At 68.3% G+C, this 23,498-nt stretch carries 20 protein-coding genes; 9 read left to right on the plus strand and 11 right to left on the minus strand.

Going from position 1 to position 23,498, the window contains the following annotated elements:
* Positions 1 to 40: 40 nt before the first annotated feature.
* Positions 41 to 823 (minus strand): IclR family transcriptional regulator, encoded by a 783-nt coding sequence (locus B146_RS0100950; RefSeq protein ID WP_019994529.1) that lies wholly within the window; start codon positions 821 to 823, stop codon positions 41 to 43.
* 98 nt (positions 824 to 921) lie between these two features.
* Between B146_RS0100950 and B146_RS0100955 the strand changes: the two genes are divergently transcribed.
* From B146_RS0100955 to B146_RS30220, 9 genes are all read left to right on the plus strand, one after another.
* A complete protein-coding gene (locus tag B146_RS0100955; protein WP_026358216.1) occupies positions 922 to 2,376 on the plus strand; it encodes an NAD-dependent succinate-semialdehyde dehydrogenase in 1,455 nt (484 codons plus the stop codon).
* 92 nt (positions 2,377 to 2,468) lie between these two features.
* Entirely contained in the window at positions 2,469 to 3,629 is a 1,161-nt protein-coding gene (locus B146_RS0100960; protein ID WP_026358217.1) for an iron-containing alcohol dehydrogenase, read from the plus strand.
* 46 nt (positions 3,630 to 3,675) lie between these two features.
* Positions 3,676 to 4,467 (plus strand): AttM family quorum-quenching N-acyl homoserine lactonase, encoded by a 792-nt coding sequence (attM, locus tag B146_RS0100965; RefSeq protein WP_019994532.1) that lies wholly within the window; start codon positions 3,676 to 3,678, stop codon positions 4,465 to 4,467.
* Between the two features lie 256 nt (positions 4,468 to 4,723).
* Positions 4,724 to 5,575 carry a formate/nitrite transporter family protein gene (locus B146_RS0100970; RefSeq protein WP_019994533.1) on the plus strand — a complete coding sequence of 284 codons (852 nt, stop codon included), beginning with the start codon at positions 4,724 to 4,726 and terminating at the stop codon, positions 5,573 to 5,575.
* A gap of 338 nt (positions 5,576 to 5,913) precedes the next feature.
* A complete protein-coding gene (locus B146_RS29670; protein WP_019994534.1) occupies positions 5,914 to 9,420 on the plus strand; it encodes a flagellin N-terminal helical domain-containing protein in 3,507 nt (1,168 codons plus the stop codon).
* A gap of 260 nt (positions 9,421 to 9,680) precedes the next feature.
* Entirely contained in the window at positions 9,681 to 10,739 is a 1,059-nt protein-coding gene (locus B146_RS24625; RefSeq protein WP_162141919.1) for a helix-turn-helix domain-containing protein, read from the plus strand.
* Positions 10,736 to 11,722 carry a hypothetical protein gene (locus B146_RS0100985; RefSeq protein WP_019994536.1) on the plus strand — a complete coding sequence of 329 codons (987 nt, stop codon included), beginning with the start codon at positions 10,736 to 10,738 and terminating at the stop codon, positions 11,720 to 11,722. Before B146_RS24625 ends, B146_RS0100985 begins: the two co-directional genes overlap by 4 nt.
* Positions 11,723 to 11,897: 175 nt before the next feature.
* Positions 11,898 to 12,059 (plus strand): hypothetical protein, encoded by a 162-nt coding sequence (locus B146_RS28830; RefSeq protein ID WP_019994537.1) that lies wholly within the window; start codon positions 11,898 to 11,900, stop codon positions 12,057 to 12,059.
* A 348-nt stretch (positions 12,060 to 12,407) separates the two neighbouring features.
* A complete protein-coding gene (locus B146_RS30220; protein ID WP_019994538.1) occupies positions 12,408 to 13,472 on the plus strand; it encodes a methyl-accepting chemotaxis protein in 1,065 nt (354 codons plus the stop codon).
* Positions 13,473 to 13,785: 313 nt separating this feature from the next.
* On the opposite strand, the gene B146_RS0101000 is transcribed toward B146_RS30220, so the two are convergent.
* The 10 genes from B146_RS0101000 to nikA form a co-directional block, all read right to left on the minus strand.
* On the minus strand, positions 13,786 to 14,712 hold the full coding sequence (locus tag B146_RS0101000) for an ABC transporter ATP-binding protein (protein ID WP_019994539.1): 927 nt from the start codon (positions 14,710 to 14,712) through the stop codon (positions 13,786 to 13,788).
* 79 nt (positions 14,713 to 14,791) lie between these two features.
* On the minus strand, positions 14,792 to 15,580 hold the full coding sequence (locus B146_RS0101005) for an ABC transporter permease subunit (RefSeq protein WP_019994540.1): 789 nt from the start codon (positions 15,578 to 15,580) through the stop codon (positions 14,792 to 14,794).
* Entirely contained in the window at positions 15,577 to 16,758 is a 1,182-nt protein-coding gene (gene ssuD, locus B146_RS0101010; RefSeq protein ID WP_019994541.1) for an FMNH2-dependent alkanesulfonate monooxygenase, read from the minus strand. The genes B146_RS0101005 and ssuD overlap by 4 nt, the downstream gene beginning before the upstream one ends.
* Positions 16,759 to 16,772: 14 nt before the next feature.
* The gene (locus B146_RS0101015) at positions 16,773 to 17,729 is read right to left on the minus strand and encodes a sulfonate ABC transporter substrate-binding protein (protein ID WP_019994542.1); all 957 of its coding nucleotides are present in this window, start codon (positions 17,727 to 17,729) and stop codon (positions 16,773 to 16,775) included.
* 26 nt (positions 17,730 to 17,755) lie between these two features.
* Positions 17,756 to 18,283 (minus strand): flavin reductase family protein, encoded by a 528-nt coding sequence (locus B146_RS0101020; RefSeq protein ID WP_019994543.1) that lies wholly within the window; start codon positions 18,281 to 18,283, stop codon positions 17,756 to 17,758.
* Between the two features lie 185 nt (positions 18,284 to 18,468).
* Positions 18,469 to 19,263, minus strand: a complete 795-nt coding sequence (nikE, locus tag B146_RS0101025) for a nickel import ATP-binding protein NikE (RefSeq protein ID WP_019994544.1) — start codon at positions 19,261 to 19,263, stop codon at positions 18,469 to 18,471.
* On the minus strand, positions 19,260 to 20,048 hold the full coding sequence (locus tag B146_RS0101030; protein ID WP_019994545.1) for an ATP-binding cassette domain-containing protein: 789 nt from the start codon (positions 20,046 to 20,048) through the stop codon (positions 19,260 to 19,262). The genes nikE and B146_RS0101030 overlap by 4 nt, the downstream gene beginning before the upstream one ends.
* On the minus strand, positions 20,045 to 20,914 hold the full coding sequence (gene nikC, locus B146_RS0101035) for a nickel ABC transporter permease subunit NikC (RefSeq protein WP_019994546.1): 870 nt from the start codon (positions 20,912 to 20,914) through the stop codon (positions 20,045 to 20,047). The genes B146_RS0101030 and nikC overlap by 4 nt, the downstream gene beginning before the upstream one ends.
* Entirely contained in the window at positions 20,911 to 21,855 is a 945-nt protein-coding gene (gene nikB, locus B146_RS0101040; protein WP_019994547.1) for a nickel ABC transporter permease subunit NikB, read from the minus strand. Before nikB ends, nikC begins: the two co-directional genes overlap by 4 nt.
* 3 nt (positions 21,856 to 21,858) lie before the next feature.
* Complete coding sequence (nikA, locus tag B146_RS0101045) at positions 21,859 to 23,427, minus strand: nickel ABC transporter substrate-binding protein (RefSeq protein WP_019994548.1); 1,569 nt, start codon at positions 23,425 to 23,427, stop codon at positions 21,859 to 21,861.
* Between the last annotated feature and the right edge of the window lie 71 nt (positions 23,428 to 23,498).

The following is a 23,498-nucleotide window of genomic DNA, read 5'->3' on the forward strand; positions in this document are numbered from 1 at the left end:
GGCACGTCCCGCCCATGTCGTTTCGCCGGCGGCGGCCGGCTCAGTGGCCGAGACGCCGGGTGATGGTCTCGGCGGCGTTTCGAATGCGGGTGCCGAGCTGTTCGAGAAGCGCGACGCTCGCCTCGCCGCGGATCAGGCTGACGGCGAGGCCGGCGACGACGCGGCCGGAATGGTCCCGGATCGGCGCGCCCAGACAGATCATGCCCTCGCGCACCTCGCCATCGTCGATCGAATAGCCGCGCTCGCGCACGGCGTCGAGCTCGGTGCGCAGCCGGTCGAGCGAGGCGACGCCGCGCGGCGTGAGCGGCGCCGGCCAAGCCTCGGGCTCGGCGAAGAGGCGGGTGAACTCGGCGCCCGGCAGCGCGGCCAAGAGCGCCTTGCCGGTCGCCGTATAGGGCGCGGGCAGGCGCATCCCGATGCGGAAGGTCAGGCCCAGCGGATCGCCGCTGTCGCGGCAGGCGAGATAGACGACCTCGCGCCCGTCCAGGATCGTCAGCGTGATCGTGTGCCCGTCGAGATCGCCTTCCTCCGCGAAATAGCGCTGGAACTCGCCGGTCAGACTGGTCTGGCCGAGAAAGCCGCTCGCCCAGCGCATCAGCCGGGGGCCGAGGCGAAAGCGCCCGTCCGCGCCGCGCACCACCAGTTCGAACTCGGTCATGGTCGCGATCAGGCCATGCGCCGTGCTTTTGGGAATGCCAAGCTCGCGCGCGATATCGGCCGCCGTGACCGGCTCCGAGGCGCGGCCGAGAAGGTCCAGAACCTCGATGGCGCGCCGGAGCGCGGGGGCGGCGCCGGCCGTGCGGCCTTCGGAAGAGTGCGACATCGGCTTGACATCACCCGTAGCTGGGAACAGACTTGTTCAGGATATAGAACATGGTTCAATTAGATGAACCATGTCGGATGGAGACACGGGAGATTTCCTTGGTTCAGCTCCGCTCCCCCGCGCTTCTGCGGGAAACCTGCCTGATCGACGGCGTCTGGTCGACCGCTTCCGACAACGCGGTGATCGAGGTTCGCGATCCCGCCGACGGCTCGCTGATCGCGAATGTGCCCTCGCTCGGTGCGGGCGAGATCGAGCGCGCGGTGGTGGCCGCGCGCCGGGCCTTCAAGACCTGGTCGGCGCTCGCCGCGCAGGAGCGCGCCAGGATCCTGCGCCGCTGGTTCGAGCTGATCGTGGCCAATGCCGACGATCTCGCCGCCTTGATGACGGCCGAGCAGGGCAAGCCGCTGGCCGAGGCGCGGGGCGAGGTTCTTTATGCCGCCTCCTTCATCGAATGGTTCGCCGAAGAGGCCAAGCGCGTCTATGGCGAGGTCATTCCCGCGCCGCAGGCCGACAAGCGCCTCGTGGTCCTGAAGCAGCCGGTCGGCGTCTGCGCGGCGATCACCCCATGGAACTTCCCCGCCGCCATGATCACCCGCAAGGCCGCCCCGGCGCTCGCGGCGGGCTGCGTCATGATCGTGAAGCCCGCCGAACAGACGCCGCTGACGGCCCTCGCACTCGGCGTTCTCGCCGAGGAAGCCGGCATTCCCGCCGGCGTGCTGCAGATCGTGACCGGCGCGTCGCGCACGGTGGGCGGCGTGCTGACCGGCAGCGACGTGGTGCGCAAGCTCTCCTTCACCGGCTCGACCGAGGTCGGGCGCATTCTGATGGCGCAGTGCGCGCCGAGCATCAAGCGCCTGTCGCTGGAGCTTGGCGGCAACGCGCCCTTCATCGTCTTCGACGATGCCGATCTCGACGCCGCCGTGGAAGGCGCGATCGCCTCGAAATACCGCAATGCCGGCCAGACCTGCGTCTGCGCCAACCGGCTCTATGTCCAGGCCGGCGTGTTCGACGCCTTTGCCGAGAAGCTCGCCGCGAGGGTCGCCGCGCTTCCCGTCGGGCGCGGCACGGAGCCGGGCGTCCTGATCGGTCCCCTGATCGACGAGGCGGCGGTGGAAAAGGTCGAGAGCCATCTCGAAGACGCGCTCGCCAAGGGCGCGCGCCTCGTCACGGGGGGCAAGCGCCACAAGCTCGGCGGCCTCTTCTTCGAGCCGACCGTGCTGGTGGGCGCGACATCGGACATGCGTGTCGCGCGCGAGGAAACCTTCGGCCCGGTCGCGCCGCTCTTCCGCTTCGAGACCGAGGAGGAGGTGATCGCGCTCGCCAACGACACCGAATTCGGCCTCGCCTCCTATTTCTACACCGAGAATGCCAAGCGCGCGTGGCGCGTGGTGGAGGCGCTGGAATACGGCATGGTCGGCCACAACACGGGGCTGATCTCCAACGAGGTCGCGCCGTTCGGCGGGGTCAAGCAGTCCGGCCTTGGGCGGGAAGGCTCGCATCACGGCATCGAGGAATATCTCGAGGTCAAATACTGGTGCTCGGCGCTGCGCTGAGACGCGCCGGGACCGTCATCCGTTTCGAGGCGCTGCCACCGGCCGTTCGGACCGGGCGGAACCGCGCCGGGCCCATCGGTTGGGAGGCTTTCATGACCATCAGCAGTTTCGAATTTCGCACCGTGCCGGCCCTCCAGGTCGAATGGTCGGGCGCGCAGCGTCTCGGCCAGCGCCTCGCCGAGCGCTTCGCGGCGCGGCGCGCCTGCCTCGTCACCGACGCCGGGCTGGTGAAGGCGGGGCTGATCGCCCCGATCGCGGCCGATCTCCAAGCCGCCGGCTTCACCGTCACGATCTTCGACGCCGTGGTGGCCGATCCGCCGGAAGCGGTGCTGCTCGACGCCGTGGCTCAGGCCAAGGCGGCGGCTTGCGACATCGTGGTGGGTCTCGGCGGCGGCTCCTCGCTGGATGTGGCCAAGCTCGTGGCGGTTCTGACCGTCTCCGATCAGCCCCTCTCCGCGCTCTACGGCATCGGCAATGTGAAGGGCTCGCGCCTGCCCCTCGCGCTGGTGCCGACGACGGCGGGCACGGGATCGGAGGTCACCAACATCTCGATCCTCACCACCGGCGAGACCACCAAGATGGGCGTCGTCTCGCCCCAGCTCTATGCCGATTACGTGCTGCTCGACGGCGAGCTGACGGTCGGCCTGCCGGCGATCCACACGGCGGCGACTGGCATCGACGCCATGGTCCATGCGATCGAGGCCTATACGAGCCGGCACAAGAAGAACCCGCTGTCCGACGCGCTGGCGCGCGAGGCGCTGCGGCTTCTCGGCGCGAACCTCGTGGCCGCCTGCCGCGACGGCTCGGACCGCGCCGCGCGCGAGGCCATGCTGCTCGGCGCGATGCTGGCGGGTCAGGCCTTCGCCAATTCGCCGGTCGCCGCCGTCCATGCGCTGGCCTATCCGCTGGGCGGCCATTACCACATCCCCCACGGTCTCTCGAACGCGCTGATGCTGGGGCCGGTGCTGCGCTTCAACGCGGCGGCCGCCGCACCGCTTTATGCCGAGCTGGCCGATGTTCTCGGCGTGCCGGGCACGGGCGAGGCCTCCACGCGCGCCGACGCTTTTGTTGCCGCCATGCAGAGCTTGATGGACGAGAGCGGCGCGCCGCGCCGCCTGCGCGATGTCGGCGTGTCCGAGGAGAGCCTGCCGCTTCTGGCAAGCGACGCCATGAAGCAGACGCGGCTTCTCGTGAACAATCCGGTCGAGGTGACGCAAGCCGATGCGCTCGCGCTCTACCGCCAGGCCTTCTGACAGGCCCCGTTCGACAGCCCCAGCCCCTATCTCGAGGAGGAAACCGATGACGGACATCCGGCTCTACATGCTTCAGTCGGGAACGCTGAAGTGTAAGGTCCACAACATCAAGATGAACCAGGGGGTCGGCGCGGATTACGAGATCCCCGTTCCCTTCTTCCTGATCACCCACCCCAAGGGCCACACGATCATCGACGGCGGCAACGCCATCGAGGTCGCCACCGATCCGCGCGGCCATTGGGGCGGCATCTGCGACGTCTATTGGCCGGTGCTGGACAAGGATCAGGGCTGCGTCGATCAGGTCAGGGCGCTCGGCTTCGACCCCGCCGACGTGCGCTATGTCGTGCAGTCGCATCTCCATCTCGACCACACCGGCGCGATCGGGCGTTTCCCCAACGCCACGCATATCGTCCAGCGCTCGGAATACGAATACGCCTTCACGCCGGACTGGTTCGCGGCGGGCGGCTATATCCGCAAGGATTTCGACAAGCCAGGCCTCAAATGGCTGTTCCTCAACGGCGAGGCGGACGATCACTACGACATCTATGGCGACGGCACGCTGACCACGATCTTCTCGCCGGGCCATGCGCCGGGGCACCAGTCCTTCCTCGTGCGCCTGCCGCAGTCGGAGCCCATGCTTCTGACGATCGACGCCGCCTATACGCTGGATCACTGGGAGGAAAAGGCGCTTCCGGGCTTCCTCGCCTCGACCGTGGACACGGTGCGCTCCGTGCAGAAGCTGCGCAACGTCGCCGAACGGGAGGGCGCGACGGTTGTCACCGGCCACGATCCCGACGCCTGGCCGGGCTTCAAGAAAGCGCCCGACTACTACGCATGAGGGCTCCTCGTCCCGCCTTCCCGTGAAGGCTTCGCCGCGCCGCCCGCCCGGCGCGGCGCTCCTTCGCCGGCCGCCTCCCGTCTCGGCGACGGGAGGCAGGCTTCCAGCGGGTCCGAAGCCAGCCAACCAATCAAACCGTTGCCGCCTCGCTCGCCAAGCCGCGATCCCACGTTGCCTCTCCAGGAAAGACGCATGGGGCTTCCGGCGATGCGCGCGACGAGCATGGCCGGGAGCCCTCCAGCGATGAGGGCCTCACATGGTCGAACAGGATGCGAACCGGCTGACGCCCGCGGCCTCGGCCGATGACCTGACCTCGGGCGAGCGGCAAGCGGTGGACCACCAGAGCCGGCCGAGCGCGGCGCTGATCCACGAGACGATCCGCGCCGAGGGCGAGCGGGAGCTGGAGCGCAGCGGCTTCGCGCTCATGATGTCGGGGCTGGCGGCGGGCCTGTCGATCGGCTTCTCCGTGGTGGTGCCCGCGATCCTGATCGTGGCGCTGCCCGACAGCTCCTGGAAGCATCTCCTGACCTCGCTCGGCTACACGATCGGCTTCCTGATCGTGGTTCTCGGCCGCCAGCAGCTCTTCACCGAAAACACGCTGACGCCCGTCCTGCCGCTCCTGCGCGCGCCGAGCTGGCACCGCTTCGCGCTGGTGCTGCGCCTGTGGGGCATCGTTCTGGCTTCCAACATCGCGGCGACCTGGGCCTTCTCGGCGGTGCTCGCCCACACATCCGTCTTCGAGCCCGAGATCCGGGCGGCGATCGCCGAGTTCTCCGCCTCCACCATGGCCTCGCCCTTCGGGACGATGTTCCTGAAGGCGGTGTTCGCGGGCTGGCTGATCGCACTCATGGTCTGGCTGATGCCGGCGTCGGGCGATTCCAAGCCCTTCGTCATTATCGTCGTGACCTATGTCGTGGCGATGGGCCATTTCGCCCATATCATCGCGGGCTCGGTGGAAGCGTCCTATCTCGTCCATGTGGGCGCCGCGACGCTCCAGGACTACGCCTTCACCTTCTTCCTGCCGACGCTTCTGGGCAACATGCTCGGCGGCATCGCGCTCGTCGCCTGCTTCAACTTCGGCCAGGTCGCGCCCGAATTGCAGGACTGAGACGAACCGGGCGCCCTCTTCCGCCCTTCGCCTTCCCCGCTCCACCCCCTCGCTCCCCGAACGGGCGCCGCGCTTCACCGCCCAGCGCCCGTTCGAGCCTGCGCGCCGGATTCTCAAACCTTTCCAAATCGTTAACGAAATCGCCCGGTGAGACGCGGTGCGACCTGAATGAGACGCCATAAGTCTAAATATAAAATTAAAATCAAGTACAAAATTAGGTTTTGAGCAAGATTCCCAGCCGATTATTTGGTCAGAAGCAGCCGATTCCCAAGCAACAGCATGATGCTGCCAAGTATTGCTTCATGTCCTTTTCCGATTTGGATCTACAGGACACTCAAATGACCAGCGTTAATACCAACATTGCCGCCATCACCGCGCTCCGTAACCTGCAGCAGACGCAGTCGCTGCTGGAAGGCACGCAGAACCGCATCTCGACCGGCCTCAAGATCGGCGAAGCCAAGGACAACGCCGCTTACTGGTCGATCGCCACGACGCTGCGCTCCGACAACAAGTCGCTCGCGACCGTCAAGGACGCGCTCAGCCTCGGTTCGGCGACGGTGGACACGGCCTATCAGGGCCTCAACAAGGCCAAGGACGTTCTCGACGAGATCAAGTCCAAGCTGACCGCCGCGAGCCAGGACGGCGTCGATCGCTCCAAGATTCAGACGGAAATCGCCGAGCTGCAGAAGCAGCTGAAGTCGATCGCCAATTCCGCGTCCTTCTCGGGCGAGAACTGGCTGTCGGTGAACTCGGACCTGCCGTCCTTCAACGCGAACAAGAACATCGTCTCGTCCTTCTCGCGCGATGCGAGCGGCGCGGTGACGCTCGGCTCCATCGGCATCGACATCAGCGACGTGAAGCTGTTCGATTCGGCCGGCGGCGGCAAGGGCATCCTCGACAAGGCCGTTGCCCTGAAGGACGCGAACGGCGTCGCCCTGACCGTCGGCGGTCAGAACGCGGCCCCCGATCCGAGCGTCACCGCGCTCACCTTCTCGTCCACGCCCGCGACCGGCGTCGCCGCCGAAGGCATGAAGGGCGGCCAGGCCACGCTCGGCACGCTCAACCTCGCCTCGGTCACGGATGGCGACCAGCTGCGCTTCAGCCTCAGCGTCGACGGCCGCAGCGGCATCGTCAACGTCAAGACGTCCGACATTCTCGCGGCGAACGGCAATCTCGCGACCATCACCGGCACGCTCCAGACGGCCGTGAACTCCGCGCTCGGCGACAACATGGCGACGGTGGCGATCGACGCGACCACCAAGGCCGTCACCATCACCTCCAACAGCTTCGGCACGAACTCGACCGTCGCGGTCGGCGAAACGCAGACCGTCAACGGCGACGGCACGGTGACGGCGCTCGCCGGCCTCCTCACCGCCGCCTCGCTGCCCGCGCCGACCTCCGGCACCGGCACCAAGGCCGCCGCCGAACTCGGCACGTTCGTGCCGGCCGGGGCGACCGCCAAGGCCGAGCAGACGCTGCTCGCCACCGCTGGCAACTACAGCATGACGGCGGGAACGGCCACGCAGGTCCTGACCGGCTTTAACGCAGGTGCACCGGCGAGCGGCACGTTCACGTTCGACATCAAGCTCAACGGCGTAACGACGACCGATATCACCGCCACGTTCGGCGACGGCGCCGCGACCCAGGACGAAACCGCGGTTGCCAACGCCCTCCAAAGCGCGCTCGACGATAAGTTCACTTGGACATCGCCCAGCCAGCGCAAGGTGACGGTCTCGGGCGACACGGCGGCGCACACGATCACATTCACGACGGTCGACGGCGGCGCGTCGCAGAGCGTGAGCGTGTCCAATCTCCGCGGCCCGAACCGGATGGGCACGTCGGTCGGCGCCGCCACGCCCGGCACCGGCGGCATCAACGTCGGCGACAAGATCACCTTCGAGGTGACCTACGGCACCACGACGAAGCCGGTCAGCATCACGATCACAGCAGATGACATGGACGGCACCAACGGCTTGACCCCTTGGGCAACCAAGAACAAGCCGACCGCCGCCGAGCTGCAGGCCCTCCTCCAGAAGAGGATCGACACGGCTTTCGGTAGCACGAAGTTCAACGGAAAGACGGACGGCACGGGCTACAGTCAGGGCGACATCATCCTGTCGGCCGATCTGACCAAGCTCTCGACCAAGAACGCCGTCGGCAGCCTCGACAACATTCAGCTGACGAACGTCAAGCTGACCCAGAACGGCACGACCACCAACGGTCTCGCCGGCATCGCAGGCACCAACGCCCCCGCCAGCGGTACGGGCTACCGCATCCAGGGCGGCGACTCGATCAGCTTCAAGGTCCAGTACGGCACCGACTGGAAGGTCGTCACCAGGAACTTCGTCGCGGCGGACTTCACGGGGAGCGGCGCAGCCGCGGGCTGGGCGACGCCGGGCCAGCCGACGGCCGAGGAACTGGCGGCCGTCCTCCAGAAGGCGGTGAACGATGAATTCGCCGGCTCGTACTACAATAAGGTCAACAGCAACCCCGCTGGGCTCTACGTCGACAATGACATCAAGCTGACCGTCGATGCCAGTGGCAAGATCGGCGTCGAGACCAAGAAGACCGGCAAGGACATGGCGGTCGGTATTTCCGAACTGAAGGCCGACATCGCCGGCACGACCGTGGCTGCGGAGAAGCTCTTCGGCCTCGATGTCCAAACCAAGTCGATCGACCCCGCCACCGGCAATGCCACCACCAGCGGCACGGTCGGCTGGGGTACCGCGACAGCGGCCACATTCGCCATCGGCACGTTCGACAACACGGACCTCACCGGCGCCGACACGATCAGCTTCAGCCTGAACGTCAACGGCACGGTGAAGGACGTCTCGATCAAGACGGACGGCTTCCTCGGCGGCTCCGGCAATCTGCCCTACGACAAGAGCCGCTTCCAGGCGAAAATGCAGGCCGCGCTCGACACGGCCTTCGGCACCAGCGACGCCACGAAGGTGACCTTCAACGTCGAAGATGCCGACGCTGGCAACAAGATGACGCTGACGACCAAGGCGGAAGGCGCCAACGCGTCCATCGCCATCTCCGGGGTCCAGGCGTTCGACGGCGACAACGTCACCACCTCGAGGGCGGGCCTGACCAACATCACCAGCGCCACGCCGGTGGCTCTGGGCTCCAACGGCACGAGCGGGTCGATCGCCTCGCTCACCAGCACCGGGACCTTCACGGGTCCGCAGACGCTCGGTGACAGCGACAAGATCTCGCTCGACGTGACGGTGGACGGCACGACGAAGCGGATCGACATCGACAAGGACCGCGTCAACGCCGCTCTCGGCCGACGCGACGGCAAGATCGGCGACGCGGCGGCCTATGCCACGGTGCTGAACTCGGCCTTTGGCGACGCGACAAGCGGCTTCGGCCCCGGCGTGCTCAACGCCACGGCGAGCGGCGACACGCTCAGCCTCGGCAAGGTCGCGGCCGGCGGAAGCCTCGCCATCTCCGGCGTGACCTCCTCCTCGGGCGTCGCCGACACGGTGTCGATCGAGACGCTGGACATCAGCGACGCGAAGCTCCGCACTCTGGGCGTCACCAGCGCGAACCAGAACAAGGTCTTCGCGGCCTATATCTCCGCGGTCAACGACGCGATCAACAACGTGACCACGGCGGCCTCGAACCTCGGCTCGCTGGCCAAGCGCATCGACCTCCAGCAGACCTTCGTCAGCACGATGATGGACACGATCGACAAGGGCGTCGGCAAGCTGGTGGACGCCGATCTGTCGGAAGAGTCCACCCGCCTCCAGGCGCTGCAGACCAAGCAGCAGCTCGGCGTGCAGACGCTCTCGATCGCCAACCAGTCGGCCCAGAGCATCCTGGCCCTGTTCCGCGGCTAAGCGCCCGGAACCGCCGGACCTGCGAAACCGACCGTCGCGGCCTTTGCCGCGGCGGTCTTTGCGTGGCGCGCCTTCCCTTCCGACAGCGGTCAACACCCGTCTGGAGGCCCCATCCGAAAATGCGCGCAGTTTTTGTCATTTGCGGCCTAACGAATCGCGCTCATAAGCATCTGAGCTTTCGAATCAATAACGAGCCACGGCAAAACCCGTAAATCGAACTTACCATTCTCGCATCACAAGTTCACCGCAGAGAGTTCATGATGAAGTCTCCCGTTGCATGCACCGACATCTCGCATGTCGGCGCGATCTGCCCCAACGTCAGCAGTCGAATCTGGAACGAATGGCAGGACCACATTTCGCCGTTCTTCGACCTGTGCCGGAGAGACGAAACCGATCTCTCCAAGCCGATTTCCATGCGAAGCTATCATTTGGGTGGTATCCTGGTCGGCGACGTCGTCGCCCCGGCGCAGGACCTTCTGCGCGAGGCGCGCAAGACGGCGCGCCAGGGCGTCGACCATGTTCTCCTGCAATTCTACACGAGCGGGCGCAGCCAGCTGCAAGCGCGGCAGGACGTCGTGGCGACCGGCGGCCAGATGGTTCTCTACGATCTCTCGCAGCCCATCACCGTGCGCTCCGACGAGGCGGTGGACGCGCTCAACATTCTCCTGCCGCGCGCCGCCCTCGACCGGCAGAACCTGCGCGTCGAAGCGCTGCACGGCACGGCGACGGATTTTCGCGCCGACGCGGTCGGACAGATCGCCTTCAACATGCTGCAAGGCATTCTCGGCAACGCCGAAAGTCTGACCTCCCACCATCTTCCGGCCTTGAGTGAGGCGGCCTCGCGCCTCTGCGCCTCCTTCCTGGAAGGCCACGATGCGGGCGAGGGCGGCGAAGACCTGCGCGCGCGCGTCGAGATTCGCAGCTTCATCCGCGACAATCTCAGCGAAATCGAGCTCGGGCCGGAGCTTCTCCAGCGCCGCTTCGGCATGTCGCGCGCCACGCTCTATCGCGAGTTCGCCGGCGAGGGCGGCGTGCGGGCCTATATTCGCGAGCGCCGCCTCATGGCCGCCCTGCGCCTGTTGACGCGCCTGTCGCCCAAAGGCCGGCGTCCGCGCGTGTCCAGCGTCGCCTACGCGGTCGGCTTCGAGGACGAGAAGTCGTTCAGCCGCGCCTTCCGGACCCGGTTCGGCTTCCTGCCGAGCGAGGTGCGCGCCGGAGACGCGGGGCCGGACAATGGCGACGGCGGCGCCGATGTGCTCTTGTCCTGGATCACGGACCTGACCGGCCAACCCGAGCAGATGGATGGTATGACGGGATGAAGACCGCATCTCGCCGGACGGAGCGGCCGGCCGGTGGCGAGGAATCGAATCGCGGCTTCGACCTCTCTCCGACGCCGGCCCCCGGCGCGGGAATCGCAGAGGTCGATGGCGACATCGCGCTGCGCCCCCCCGAAGACATTCTGCAGAACCCTCGTTTCCCGGCCGTTCGAGAGCGGCAGATTCGGACGACGCTGCAAATCTACAGCTCGAGCGTCTTTCCAGGCCGCCTTTCCGTGGACGCCTGGCGCGTCCTTCTGATCGGCCATATCCTGGGAATGGCCTGCGAGGACATGAGCGGAGGCGACGCGGCGACGCCGACCGAACTCAAGAGGCGCATGGGGTTACACGGCCTCATCGGCCCCCGCCAGATCGATGTCTATCTGAACCGTCTCGTCGCGACAGGCGATCTGGAGATCGCGGTCAACCCGGCCGACCGGCGGATGCGCCTTCTGCGCGCCCTTCCGCCGCTGGTGAACTGGTACTGGTCGTTCCTGGACATCTACCAAGCGTCCTACAGCACCCTGTTTCCGGAACGGAACTTCGACCTGATCCCCCGTCGGAAGGCGAGCTTCCTGCCCTTCATGGCGCGGGTCGGCGGGGACGAGCGCTGCATGACCGAGGTGATGAACGCGCTGACCCGAGATCCGGTCCTTGCCGCCTTCTCGGCGCGCGGCGGCGCCTCGCTGGTTCTCTATGCCGCGCTCCTTCTCGAATCGCAGCGGCCGGATCAGGGTCTGCGCGAAGCCGATCTTCTCGCCTATGGCATCGAGTTCGGTCGTTCGCGCTCGCATATGCGCAACCTCATCACCCTGGCGATCGAAAGCGGCTTCATCGAGGAGACCGGCCGGCGGCGTCAGCTTCTTCGCACGACCGAGCGCCTGCGCGCGACGATGGACCGCTATATCGCCGATACGATCCGCATGAGCGAAAACACCTATCGGCGGGCCGAGCGCCAGTATCTGGCGAGCCGCGCCGCCGGCTGAGCCCGCGCGGCGGCTCGAAGGGCCGCCCCTCATGACGCGCGCGCTCGCGCAGACGTGAGGCCCCGCCTCTTGGCGAAGGGCGCCCGCGTCGCGATATCCCGGGGTGGGTGCAGGTCCATCGGGGGCCGGCAGGTCATTCGCGCTGGTCGGGCCGCCAGCGAGGGAGACCTCCCGCATGTCGATCGCTGACCTCTTCGTCATCGGCGTCGTCGCCGTTCTGTTCGGCTTCGTCCTGTTCGCCAACATCCATCACCAGCGGCGCACGCTGCGGCAGCGCAAGGCGGAGGCGAGCCGCGAGCTGTCCCGCTCGAACCTCGCGAGCGAACGGCGCACCTGACGCCACGACACGCTCACTTTCGCCCTTCAGAGTCCGGGCGCCGTCCGGCGTCCGGCCGCCCGCAGCCGAGATTTCTCAGCCGGACGGCCTCCGCGCGCCTCGCTTGCGCCCGTGGGCATCCCCCTCTTGCTCCCGGAGCCTGTCCGCAAGGACCACGCCCTGCCCGATCGAGAGACGAGACCGGCCTTCGCCCTCCGATTCGCAAAACGGCCGAGGGACGTTAAGAAAAGCGCTTCTGCGATCATCCATTCTTTTCGGGATGCGAGTGAATTTCCGTAGCAATGCAAGAGAACAGAAACAGGTTCCCGCCTAAATACATTGGAAAATGGGTGATATGGCGGACTTATTATGTCGTTTGGATTTGGCAAGAACAAGATCAAGACTCTGGAAGCCCGCGTGGCGGAGCTGGAGCAGCGCCTCTATCTCCTGGACGAGGATTGCGGCGTCGGCCTCTGGGACGCGGTGATCGTCGATGGCGATCCGGCCTCGCCCAACAGCCGCTGGTCCTGGTCGATGGAATTCCGCCGCCTTCTCGGCTTCACCAATGTCGAAGAATTCCCCAACGTGCTGCAGGCCTGGATGGACCGCGTCCATCCCGAGGACGGCCCTTTCGTGTTCGGCGCCTTCGGCGACTTCCTCATGGATAAGACCGGCAAGACCGAATACGAGGTCGAGTATCGCATCCGCATGAAGGACGGCAGCTATCGCTGGGTCGCGGCGGTCGGCGGCTGCCTGCGCGACGACAAGGGCAATCCGATCCGCACCTGCGGCGCGGTGCGCGACATCCACTCGCAGAAGCTGCTTCAGGACCAGCAGGCCCAGATGCAGGCCCATCAGGCGCGTGCGACCGTCGCCGCCTCCGCCGCCATGGAGGAGATGGCCGCCAATATCGCGCAGAATGCCGACAACGCCAACCAGACCGACAAGATCGCCCAGCACGCCTCCGAAAACGCGCTGCGCACCGGCAAGACCGTCGCGGAAGCGGTGACGGCCATGCGCGTCATCGCCGAGAAGATCCAGGTCGTGCAGGAAATCGCGCGCCAGACCGACCTTCTGGCGCTGAACGCGGCGATCGAGGCGGCGCGCGCCGGCACGCATGGCAAGGGCTTCGCCGTGGTCGCCTCCGAGGTGCGCAAGCTCGCCGAGCGCTCGCGCATCGCCGCCGCCGAAATCGGCTCGCTCTCCACCTCCACGGTGCAGATTTCCGAGCAGGCGGGCGACATGCTCACCGCGCTGATGCCCGATATCGAGCGCACGTCCGAACTCGTTCGCGAGATTTCCTCCGCCTGCCGCGAGCAGAATATCGGCGCCCAGCAGATCAACGAAGCGCTTCATGCGCTGGATCAGCACAATCTGGTCGGCCAGAACGCCGCGTCGACCGAGAAGGGCGCCTCGCTCCGCCTCGTCGCCTGACGCCGCGACAGGCGCGGCGCTTCGACCCACCCCTTGGCCCGCGCCTTGGCCGGCGCCGCCGAAAGGCGCCGCGTCCGACACCCTGTTTCTCCGCCCTTGCCGAGCCCTCGGCAAGGGCGCTTTCGTCTGGAAAGAGCGTCCCCGCGCTAAGAGCCCGTCCGGAACGTCACCGGCGGAGGATCGCCGAGGAATTATCGTCGCGATCGAGGCGCCGAACGCAGTCGATGCGAGGTCGGCATCGGCGAGGATCGGCAACGAGGAGGGCGGCGAAAAGACCCGGCGAGCCGACCCGGCGGACTTTTCGGACGGGCTCTCAGGCGGGCTCGCGCAGGAGCCGGTCCAGAATGCGGCTTTCGATGCGCGCCGCCTCGGGGTCGCCGTGCCGGCGCGGGCGGGGCAGCGCGATCCGCTCCTCATAGGCGATCCGCCCCGCTTCCATGAGGACGACGCGGTCGGCGAGCCGCACGGCTTCCGAGACGTCATGCGTGACGAGAACCGCCGTGAAGCCTTCGGCCTGCCAGACGGTTTCCAGAAGCGACTGCATCTCGATGCGCGTCAGCGCGTCCAGCGCCCCGAGCGGCTCGTCCAGCGCCAGGAAGCGCGGGCGGCTGACCAGCGCGCGGGCGAGCGCCACGCGCTGGCGCTGGCCGCCCGACAGAACCGAGGGCCACTCCCCGCCCCGGCCCGCAAGGCCGACGGCGGCAAGCGCGTCCTGCGCCCGCGCCTCGCGCTCGGGGGCCGGCACGCCGCGCGGCACGCCGAGCGCGACATTGCGAAGGATGCTCTGCCAGGGCAGGAGCCGGGGCTCCTGAAACATCAGCCGCGTGGTCGGCGCCGCGCTCCCGTCCGCTCCGCGCAGTTCGACCGCGCCGCTGTCGGCCCGCTCGAGATCGAGGAGAAGGCGCAGGAGCGTGGACTTGCCGCAGCCCGAGCGCCCGACGATCGCCGTGAATTCGCCCGGCGCGATGTCGAGATCGAGCCCGGCGACGACGCGCTTGTCGCCGAAGCGCTTCTCGACCTCCGACAGGGTCAGCCGCGCGCCGCCGGCCCGGGTCTCGGGGCGGGGCGCGTCCAGGGCGCGGCGTTGGGCGACGGCCTCCCGCTCGGGCAGGGCCTTGCGCTCGCGCGAAACGTCGCGCTCCCGTGAAGCATCGCGCTCCCGCGAAACGTCGCGCTCCCGCGAAACGTCGCGCTCGGGCGAAAGGAAGCGCGAGCGCGGGGCGGAGAGGATGGCGTCCATGGATCTCTTCCGTTCTGACTGTCTTGCGGGTCGTGCGACGACGGCGCCTGGCCGGCGGGAGGCCGCCGCGGCAGGCCCTTCAGGCGGCGTGGGCAGGGTGCCAGGCGAGCGTCCGGCGCTCGGCGGCGCGGGCGACGATGTCGGCGAGCTTGCCGAGCCCGGCATAGATCAGGATCGCGAGCACCACGATGTCGAGCTGCATGAACTCGCGCGCCTGCATGGCCATGTAGCCGAGCCCTTCGGAGGCCGAGATCGTTTCGGCGACGATGAGCGTCAGCCACATGATGCCGAGCGCATAGCGCACGCCGACCAGGATCGAGGGGAGCGCGCCCGGCAGCACCACGCGGCGGAAGAACTCCCAGCGCGTGAAGCGGTAGACGCGCGCCATCTCGCGCAGCTGCGGGTCGACCGAGCGGATGCCGTGGAACGTGTTGACATAGACCGGGAAGAACACGCCGAGCGCGACCAAGAAGAGCTTGGCCTCCTCGCCGATGCCGAACCAGACGATGACGAGCGGGATCAGCGCCAGATGCGGCACGTTGCGCACCATCTGCAGCGTCGTGTCGAGAACGCTTTCCGACACGCGCGACAGGCCGTTGGCGAGGCCGAGCAGGAAGCCGACCGAAGCGCCGATCGCAAAGCCGCCGAGCGCCCGGCCAAGGCTGACGAGAAGGTTCGTCCAGAGCTGACCATCGCCCGAAAGCGTCACCGCCGCCTCGCCGACCGCGAGCGGCGAGGGCAGGACGTTGCGCGGAATCCAGCCGAACGAGGAGGCCGCCTGCCACAGGAGAAGCGCCAGCAGCGGCACGGCGAAGGGAAGAAGGCGCTGGGCCAAGGCCGCGCCGCGCCCGGACCGGGCCGCGCTCATAGCGAATGCCCCGCGCCGATGCCGGAGCGCGAGGCGAAGCCGCCCCGGTCGCCGCTCGCGGGGAAGGCGCCCTCTCCCCAATTGCCGGTTCCGCGCCCGAGGGCCGGAAACAGGAGATCGGCGACGTTGTAGGCTTCCTCCAGATGCGGATAGCCCGAGGCGATCACGGTATCGATGCCGAGCGCCTGATATTCGCGGATTCGCGCCGCCACCGTCTCGGGATCGCCGACGAGCGCGGTGCCCGCGCCCTGGCGCACGAGGCCGACGCCGGCCCAGAGATTGGGCGAGACCTCCAGCCGGTCGCGCCGGCCGCCGTGAAGCGCGGTCATGCGGCGCTGGCCGACGCTGTCGCTCTCGCTCGCGAGGCGCGCCTGCGCCGCCGCGATCGTCTCGTCGGTGAGATGCGAGATCAGTCGGTCCGCCGCCGCCCAGGCTTCGGCCTCGGTTTCGCGCACGATGAGATGAAGGCGGATGCCGAAGCGCATCGTGCGGCCCTTGGCGCGGGCCAGCGCCCGCACGCGCTCGATCTTCTCGGCCACCTGCGCCGGCGGCTCGCCCCAGGTCAGATACATTTCGCACTGGTCGGTCGCGAGGTCGAGCGCGGCGTCCGAGGAGCCGCCGAAATAGAGCGGCGGATGCGGACGCTGAACCGGCGGAAACAGCGTGCGCCCGCCCTTGGCCCAGAGATGCCGCCCCCGGAAATCCACCTCCTCGCCCGCCATCAGCGCGCGCCAGATGCGCAGAAAGTCGTCGGCCTGCCGGTAGCGCTCGTCATGGGCGAGGTCGATCCCGTCGCCGGCGAGTTCCTTCGGATTGCCGCCGACCACGACGTTGAGAAGGAGGCGCCCTTCGCTCAGCCGGTCGAGCGCGGCGGCCTGCCGGGCGTAATGGGCGGGCGTCGCGACGCCGGGGCGGATCGCCACGAGATATTTCAGCCGCCGCGTGAAGGGCGCGACGGAGGCGGCGGTGATCCAGCTATCCTCGCAGAACTGGCCGGTCGGCAGGAGAACGCCGTCATAGCCGAGCCGGTCGGTGGCGACCGCGATCTCGCGCAGATAGGCGTTGTCGGGCTGGCGGTTGCCCCGGTCGGAGCCGAGATAGCGCCCGTCGCCCGACGTCGGCAGGAACCAGAAGAAGTCGAGCGGGCGCGTGGCGGCCGCTTGTGTCAGCGTGTCCATGGGTCGGGCCTCGTTCAGCTCTGCGACGCGCGCCAGACGCGCGAGGCGACGTCGATCGGCTTGGGAATGAGCTTCAGCGAGGCGAAGCGGTCGGCCACCGCCTGCTGCTGCGCGACGATCTCGGGCGTGACCGGCGACGCCCGGAACTCGCCCCGCTCGGCCGTGCGCTTCTGGATCGCGACCGGCACGCCGGTCGCGGCCGAAAGAGCCTCCGCCACGCCGTCCCGGTTGGCCTCGGCCCAGAGACCGGCTTGGCCCAATGCGTCGATGCCGGTCTGCACGATGTCGGGATGGCTCCTGGCAAAGCGCGCATTGGCCAGGAAGAAGGAATTCGTGGTGCCGAGAATCGCCTCGCCGTCCGCCAGGACGCGCGCCCCCTGGTTCAGCTCGGCCCCGGCATAGAACGGGTCCCAGATGCTCCAGGCGTCGATCGAGCCGGTGGCGAAGGCCGCGCCCGCATCGGCGGGACTGAGAAACACCGGGGTCACGTCCTTCAGCGTCAGCCCCACCTTTTCCAGCGCGACGACAGCGACATTGTGGGCGCTGGAGCCGCGCGTGAAGGCGAGCCGCTGGCCCTTGAGATCGGCGAGCGACCGGATCGAACTCCTCTCGGGCACGAGGATCGCCGAGTTGCGCCCGCGCGAGGGGAGCGCCGCGACATAGACGATGTCGGCGCCGGCGGCCTGCGCGAAGATCGCCGGCGTGTCGCCCGTCGTGCCGAAGTCGATCGAGCCGACATTCATGGCCTCCAGGAGCGGCGGCCCGGCCTGGAACTCCACCCAGTTCACCGCGATGCCGCGCGGCTCCAGGGCCTTTTCGATCAGGCGCTGGTTGCGGGCGACGACGAGAAGGCCGCTCTTCTGGAACCCGACATTGAAGGTCTTGGGTTCGTCGGCCCAGCTGGGCCGCAGGCCGGTGGAGAGAGCGAGGCCGGCCAGCGCGGCGCTGCCGAGAAACTGACGACGGTTCATGAGGCGATCCTGCGCTAAAGGGCGGGTCAAAGGGCGGGAAGCGGTTCGCTCGAAGCGTAGGCGCCCCGGCCGTAGAGAAGCGACGGGCGCTCGCCGCCGATCAGCACGGTCTCGACCGCGCCGAAGAACAGCGCGTGGCTGCCGTAATGCACGACCTTGTCGACGCGGCAGTCGATCGCCGCCAGCGCGTCCACCAGCGCCGCGGCGCCGGTGGAAAGATCCAGCCAGTCGGCCCCCTCGTAGCGCGCCGCGCCCTGGTGTCCCGTGAAGCCCGAGAAGCGCTCGGCGACGTCCTGTCGGTCGGCCGAAAGCAGATTGACGCAGAAGATCCCGCTTTGCTCGATCGCGGCGAAGGTGGAGGACGCGCGGTTCACCGAGACCAGCATGGTCGGCGGGTCGAGCGAGAGCGAATGGGCGGTGGTGACGGTCGCGCCGGTGCGCGCGTCTCCTTCCCCGCTGGTGACGACGCAGACCGCACCTGTGAAGCGCCGCAGGGCCTCCTTCAAGGTCGCGGTCCGGTTCGGCTGATAGGTCTGGGCGGGCTGGTGATACATCCGAGCGCTTCCCTCGCGTTTCGATCTGGCCCGAAGGCTAGACCGGACGCGAGGCCGGCGAGAGGATTTATCTACTAATTTTGTAGGTAATCCTGGAAGGGATGGCCCGCTCGGCAGCCGGTCCGGGGGATCGGATCATCCGGCGGCGCCGATCCGTCCGCTCTCTCCGGCGGCCGTGCGGCGGGTCAGGCCGAGCGGCGCACCGGCATGGCCGGCAGGACGGCTTCCTTGAGCGCGCGCCCGGCGGGCGAGGCGAGCTTCAGGGGGCGGGAGACCGGCGCTTCCTCCACGATGCGGCCCGCCTCCATCACGAGAACGCGCGAGCAGAAGCGCTCCACCAGGCGCAGGTCGTGGGTGACGAAGAGATAGGCGACGCCCGTGTCGCGCCGCAGCGCCTCGAACAGGTCGAGCATCTGGATCTGCAGATGCAGGTCGAGATTGGACACCGCCTCGTCGAGAAGGATGAGCTGGGGTCCGGGCGCGAGCGCGCGGGCGATGCAGACGCGCTGCAACTGGCCGCCGCTCATCTGCGCGGGCAGCTTGCCAGCGTCGGCGGGCTCCAGCCCGACGCGCTGGAGAAGCCGGGCGATCGCGGCTTCCCGCTCGCGCTCATCGAGGCCGAGAAGATGGCGCAGCGGCTCGTCGAGGATCGCCCCGACCGTCGAGCGCGGGTCCACCGCGCCCACCGAATCCTGAAACACCATCTGCACGGCGCGCCGGAAGGCGCGCAGCTCGTCCTTGCGCAAGGCCGCCAGAGAACGCCCCTCGAAGCGGACCTCGCCCTCGTCCGGGCGCTCCAGCCCGACGAGCAGCCGCGCGAGCGTGCTCTTGCCGCAGCCGCTGCGCCCGAGGAGGGCCACGCTCTCGCCGGCCGCGATGCCGAGCGACACGCCCTCCAGCACCGGGGTCCGGCGCGAGGGGCCCATGAGCGAAGCGCGTCGATAGGCGCGCGACACGGTCACGGCGGACAGAAGCGTCATGAGGCCGGCTCCAGGCCGTAGAGGGAAAGATGGGCGTGAACGAGCCGGCGGGTCGCGGGATGCGAGGGGCGGTAGAACAGGTCCATGACCGGCCCGGTCTCCACGATGCGCCCGGCCTCCATCACGGCGACGCGGTCGGCGAGCCGCGCCACGACGCCCATGTCATGGGTGACGAGGAGAATGCCGAGGCCCCGCGACGTCTTCAGCCGGTCGAGAAGGTCGAGGATTTCGCGCTGGACCACGAGGTCGAGATCGGTGGTCGGCTCGTCCGCGAAGAGAAAGGGCGCGCCCGTCAGGAGCGCGAGCGCGATCATCATGCGCTGAAGCATCCCACCGCTCATCTCGAAGGGATGGAGGGGGAGGATGCGCTCGGCATCCGCCAGCCCCGCATCGGACAGCGCGGACGCGACGAGCCCGTCCCATCGCGCGCGATCGACGCCCAGCGCGCGCAGCGTTTCCTCGGCATGGGCGCGCATGGTGCGCACCGGGTTGAAGGCGCTGCGCGGGTTCTGGAGGATGGTGGCGACATGCCGGCCGCGCAGCTCGGCCCCGGTCCGCGCGACGCCCTCCAGCGCGACCGTGCCGCCCTCGCGCCAGGTTCCCGGTGGCAGGACATCGAGCGCGGCGGCGCAGGTCAGCGACTTGCCCGAGCCGCTGGCCCCGACCAGCGCCAGAACCTCGCCGGCCTGGAGCGTCAGATCGACCGCGTCCACGAGCGCGAGCGTCTCGCCCGCGCGGCGCGTGCGCACGCCGAGGCGGATGACGTCGAGGCGAAGCGCGGTCAATGCGAGTGCTCCATGCGCAGATGCGGGTCGAGCCGGTCGCGGATCGCATCGCCCAGGAGGTTGAAGGCCATGACGCTGACGAAGAGCGCGAGGCCCGGCCAGACCATCAGGTGCGGCTCGGTCCAGACGAACTGGCGCGCGTCGTTCAGCATCACGCCCCATTCGGCGGTCGGCGCGGCGACGCCGAGCCCCAGAAAGGACAGGCCGGAGACATGCAGCATGATGTGGCCGATATCGAGCGTGGCGAGAACGGCGAGCTGCGACAGGGTGGCGGGCAGGAGATGGGCCGCGAAGATGCGCAGACGCCCCGCCCCGGCGAGGCGCGAGGCCAGGATGAAGTCGCGATGCTTCAGGGACAGGACGATGCCGCGCACGAGCCGCGCGTACCAGGCCCAGTGCGACAGGGCGATGGCGATCACCACGTTGACGAGTCCGGTTCCGAGCATCCCCACCATGAAGAGCGAGAGGACGAGGGTCGGAAAGGTGAGGAACACGTCGGCGCAGCGCATGATCCACTGGTCGAGGCGTCCGCCGACGAAGCCCGCCAGCCCCCCGATCGCGATGCCGAGCGCGAGGATCAGCGACAGCGCCACCGCGACCGAGCCGAGCGACACGCGCGCGCCGACGAGAAGCCGGGCGAGGATGTCGCGGCCGAGATGATCCGTGCCGAACCAATGCGCCGCGCTCGGCCCCTGAAGGCGCGCGGCCAGATCGACCGCGTTCGGATCGTAGGGCGAGAGAATGGGGCCGAAGATCGCCGCGAGGACGAGGAGCGCGACCAGGACGAGCGCGACGCGCCCGCTGCCCCGCAATGCCAAGCGGCGGCGCGCCGGCGACCGAAGGGGGGACAAGGCGATCTCGCTCATTCCACGCCCTCCGCCGAGAGCCGGATGCGCGGGTCGGCATAGGCATAGGCGATGTCGACGAGGAGGTTGCACAGGACGAAGATCGTGACCATCAGCAGCGTGAAGCACTGGATCACCGGATAGTCCCGGTTGAAGATGGCCGAAACGGCATAGCGCCCGACGCCCGGCCAGCCGAAGATGCTTTCCACGATCAGCGTGCCGCCGATGAGTTCGCCGATATGCATGCCCGTCGCGGTGACGATCGGCAGAAGCGCGTTGCGCAGCACATGCGCGCGCTCGACCCGGCGCTCCGACAGGCCCCGCAGCCGCGCATAGGTGACATGGCGCTGCCCGGCCGCCTCCAGCATGGAGGCGCGCAGGAGGCGCGCGTTGATCGCCAGCGACATGAGCGCGATCGAGAGGGCGGGCATGATCATGTGCGACCAGCCGCCCCGCCCCATCGCCGGCAGCCAGCCGAGGTGGATGGAGAAGAAGAGAACGAGCAGGAAGCCCAGCCAGAAATTCGGCATGGACACGCCGAGAAAGGCGACGAGGCGCACGATCTGGTCGGGCAGGCCATTGCGGTGGCGCGCCGCCCACATGCCGAGCGGAACCGACAGGCCGAGCGTCAGGAGAAGCGCGAAGCCCGCGAGCTGGAGCGTCGCGGGCAGGTAATGCAGGAGGTCCGGCAGGACGGGCCGCTGCGTGGCGTAGGACACGCCGAAATCGAGGCGCAGCGCGTCGCCGAGCCAGGCGAGATATTGAACCGCGAGCGGCCGGTCGAGCCCGAGAAAGGCGCGCGCTTCCTCCAGTGCCTGCGGCGTCGGCGGCAGGCGCGACAGGCGCAGATAGTCGAGCGCGGGGTCGCTCGGGCCCAGCCGCAGGAGAAGGAAGATGATGAGCGAGGCCGCGAGCAGCATCGGCACCAGAAGGAGAAGGCGGCGCAGGATGAAACCGGCCATGGCTCAGCGCGCCTCCGGCCGGATGGACTCGAAGGGAATTTCGCTCGCGAGCGCGCCGAAGGGAATGGGGCCGAGTTCGGGGCGGGCCACGACCATGGCGTTGACGAAGGTCAGCGGCAGATAGACCGCCTCCTCGTGCAGCCTCGTGAGGATGTCGCGATAAAGGGCCTGGCGCTCCGTCTCGTCGGTGGAGACCAGCACCTTGCCGATCTCGGCATCGATCCGCGCCTTGTCGGGCAGGCCGAGCTGGGCCTGATAATCGGCATGGGAGGGCACGCGCATGGAGGAGAGGAAGGCGTGCGGATCGTAGGGCGCGCCCCAGGTGCGGTTGACGATCATGCCGAAGCGGCCGTCGCGCTGGCGTGCGTAGAGGCTGCTTTCCTCCTCGCCCACCAGGGTCGCGCGAATGCCGACCGCCGCCAGATCGGCCTGCACGATCTCGGCCATGGATTTGAGAACCGCGTCGTTGCCGATGAAGCAGAGCTCCACCTGGAGCGGCTCGCCGCCGCGCGAGCGCGTGCCGTCCGCGCCTTCCGTCCAGCCCGCCTCGTCCAGAAGGCGCTTGGCGAGCGCGGGATCGTGGCGATAGGGCGCAAGACCGAGATCGGCATAGGGAACGCTCGGCGAAAACAGCGTGTCGGCGCGCGTCTGCGTGCCGTAGAGCACGGTCGCGATCATCGTGTCCTTGTCCACGGCATGGTTGATCGCCTTGCGCACGGCGAGGTCGCGCGTCGCGCCCCGGTTGGTGTTGAGCGCGAAGACGCGCGTTTCGACCGGCGGCGAAAGCGCGGTGGTGAAGCGGCCCATGGCCTTGAAGCGCTCGAACGTGTCGGGCGAGATCGGCCCGTCCGTGCCGTAGATCAGGTCGATCTCGCCGGTTTCCAGCGCGACGGCACGCGTGTTGGGGTCGAGAATGACCTTCACGTCCACCTCGTCGAGCGCCGGCTTTTCGCCCCAATAGCGCTCGTTGCGCCGGAAGAGGTCGTGCTCGCCGAGCCGCGTTTCCGCGAGCACCCAGGGGCCCGTGCCGATCGGCGCCTCGATGCCCTCCACCGTGCCGCCCTTCACGAATTGCGAGGGCGCGACGAAGCGGAAGGGCCTCGGCAGGGCGAGTTCCTCCAGAACCGGGTAATAGGGCTCGCGCAGCGTCAGGCGCACGGTCAGCGCGTCCAGCGCCTCGGCGCGCTGGATCTGGTTGGCGAGTTCCAGCCAGGCGTGGCGCGCGCGGTTGGCGAGCACCGCCTCCACGTTTGCGACCACGGCGGCGGCGTCGAACGCCTCGCCATTGGAAAAGGTGACGCCCGGCCGCAGGTGGAACGTATAGACCCGGCCGCCCTCCGACACGTCCCAGGACTGCGCCAGCCAGGGCTTCACCGTGCCGTCGCCGGTGAACTTCACCAGGGGCTCGTAGACCATGCCTTGCGCGAACATCTGGTTGGGCGAATAGAGATGCGGGTTGAGCGGACCGACATTGACGGGCCAGGAGAAGCGCAGGCGCTCCTGCGCGGGCGCGACGGAGGCCGAGCCGACGAGGAGGCCGAGCGCGAGGGCGAGGGACGAGACAAGGCGCACGATCGTATCCGGGCTTCCAAAAGTATGAACTTTCGTAGAAGTCATCATACTTCGGATTCGTCCAGCCCTTT

This window comes from Aureimonas ureilytica DSM 18598 = NBRC 106430 (genome assembly GCF_000382705.1).
Taxonomy (GTDB): Bacteria; Pseudomonadota; Alphaproteobacteria; order Rhizobiales; family Rhizobiaceae; genus Aureimonas; species Aureimonas ureilytica.

Coding starts and splice junctions, on each gene's coding strand:
- nikB (WP_019994547.1), bottom strand. CDS start 21,855: ATGGCCGGTTTCATCCTGCGCCGCCTTCTCCTTCTGGTGCCGATGCTG.
- B146_RS0100970 (WP_019994533.1), top strand. CDS start 4,724: ATGGTCGAACAGGATGCGAACCGGCTGACGCCCGCGGCCTCGGCCGAT.
- B146_RS24625 (WP_162141919.1), top strand. CDS start 9,681: ATGAAGTCTCCCGTTGCATGCACCGACATCTCGCATGTCGGCGCGATC.
- B146_RS0100960 (WP_026358217.1), top strand. CDS start 2,469: ATGACCATCAGCAGTTTCGAATTTCGCACCGTGCCGGCCCTCCAGGTC.
- B146_RS29670 (WP_019994534.1), top strand. CDS start 5,914: ATGACCAGCGTTAATACCAACATTGCCGCCATCACCGCGCTCCGTAAC.
- ssuD (WP_019994541.1), bottom strand. CDS start 16,758: ATGGACACGCTGACACAAGCGGCCGCCACGCGCCCGCTCGACTTCTTC.
- B146_RS30220 (WP_019994538.1), top strand. CDS start 12,408: ATGTCGTTTGGATTTGGCAAGAACAAGATCAAGACTCTGGAAGCCCGC.
- nikC (WP_019994546.1), bottom strand. CDS start 20,914: ATGAGCGAGATCGCCTTGTCCCCCCTTCGGTCGCCGGCGCGCCGCCGC.
- nikE (WP_019994544.1), bottom strand. CDS start 19,263: ATGACGCTTCTGTCCGCCGTGACCGTGTCGCGCGCCTATCGACGCGCT.
- B146_RS0101020 (WP_019994543.1), bottom strand. CDS start 18,283: ATGTATCACCAGCCCGCCCAGACCTATCAGCCGAACCGGACCGCGACC.
- B146_RS0101000 (WP_019994539.1), bottom strand. CDS start 14,712: ATGGACGCCATCCTCTCCGCCCCGCGCTCGCGCTTCCTTTCGCCCGAG.
- B146_RS0100950 (WP_019994529.1), bottom strand. CDS start 823: ATGTCGCACTCTTCCGAAGGCCGCACGGCCGGCGCCGCCCCCGCGCTC.
- attM (WP_019994532.1), top strand. CDS start 3,676: ATGACGGACATCCGGCTCTACATGCTTCAGTCGGGAACGCTGAAGTGT.
- B146_RS0101015 (WP_019994542.1), bottom strand. CDS start 17,729: ATGAACCGTCGTCAGTTTCTCGGCAGCGCCGCGCTGGCCGGCCTCGCT.
- B146_RS28830 (WP_019994537.1), top strand. CDS start 11,898: ATGTCGATCGCTGACCTCTTCGTCATCGGCGTCGTCGCCGTTCTGTTC.
- B146_RS0101005 (WP_019994540.1), bottom strand. CDS start 15,580: ATGAGCGCGGCCCGGTCCGGGCGCGGCGCGGCCTTGGCCCAGCGCCTT.
- B146_RS0100985 (WP_019994536.1), top strand. CDS start 10,736: ATGAAGACCGCATCTCGCCGGACGGAGCGGCCGGCCGGTGGCGAGGAA.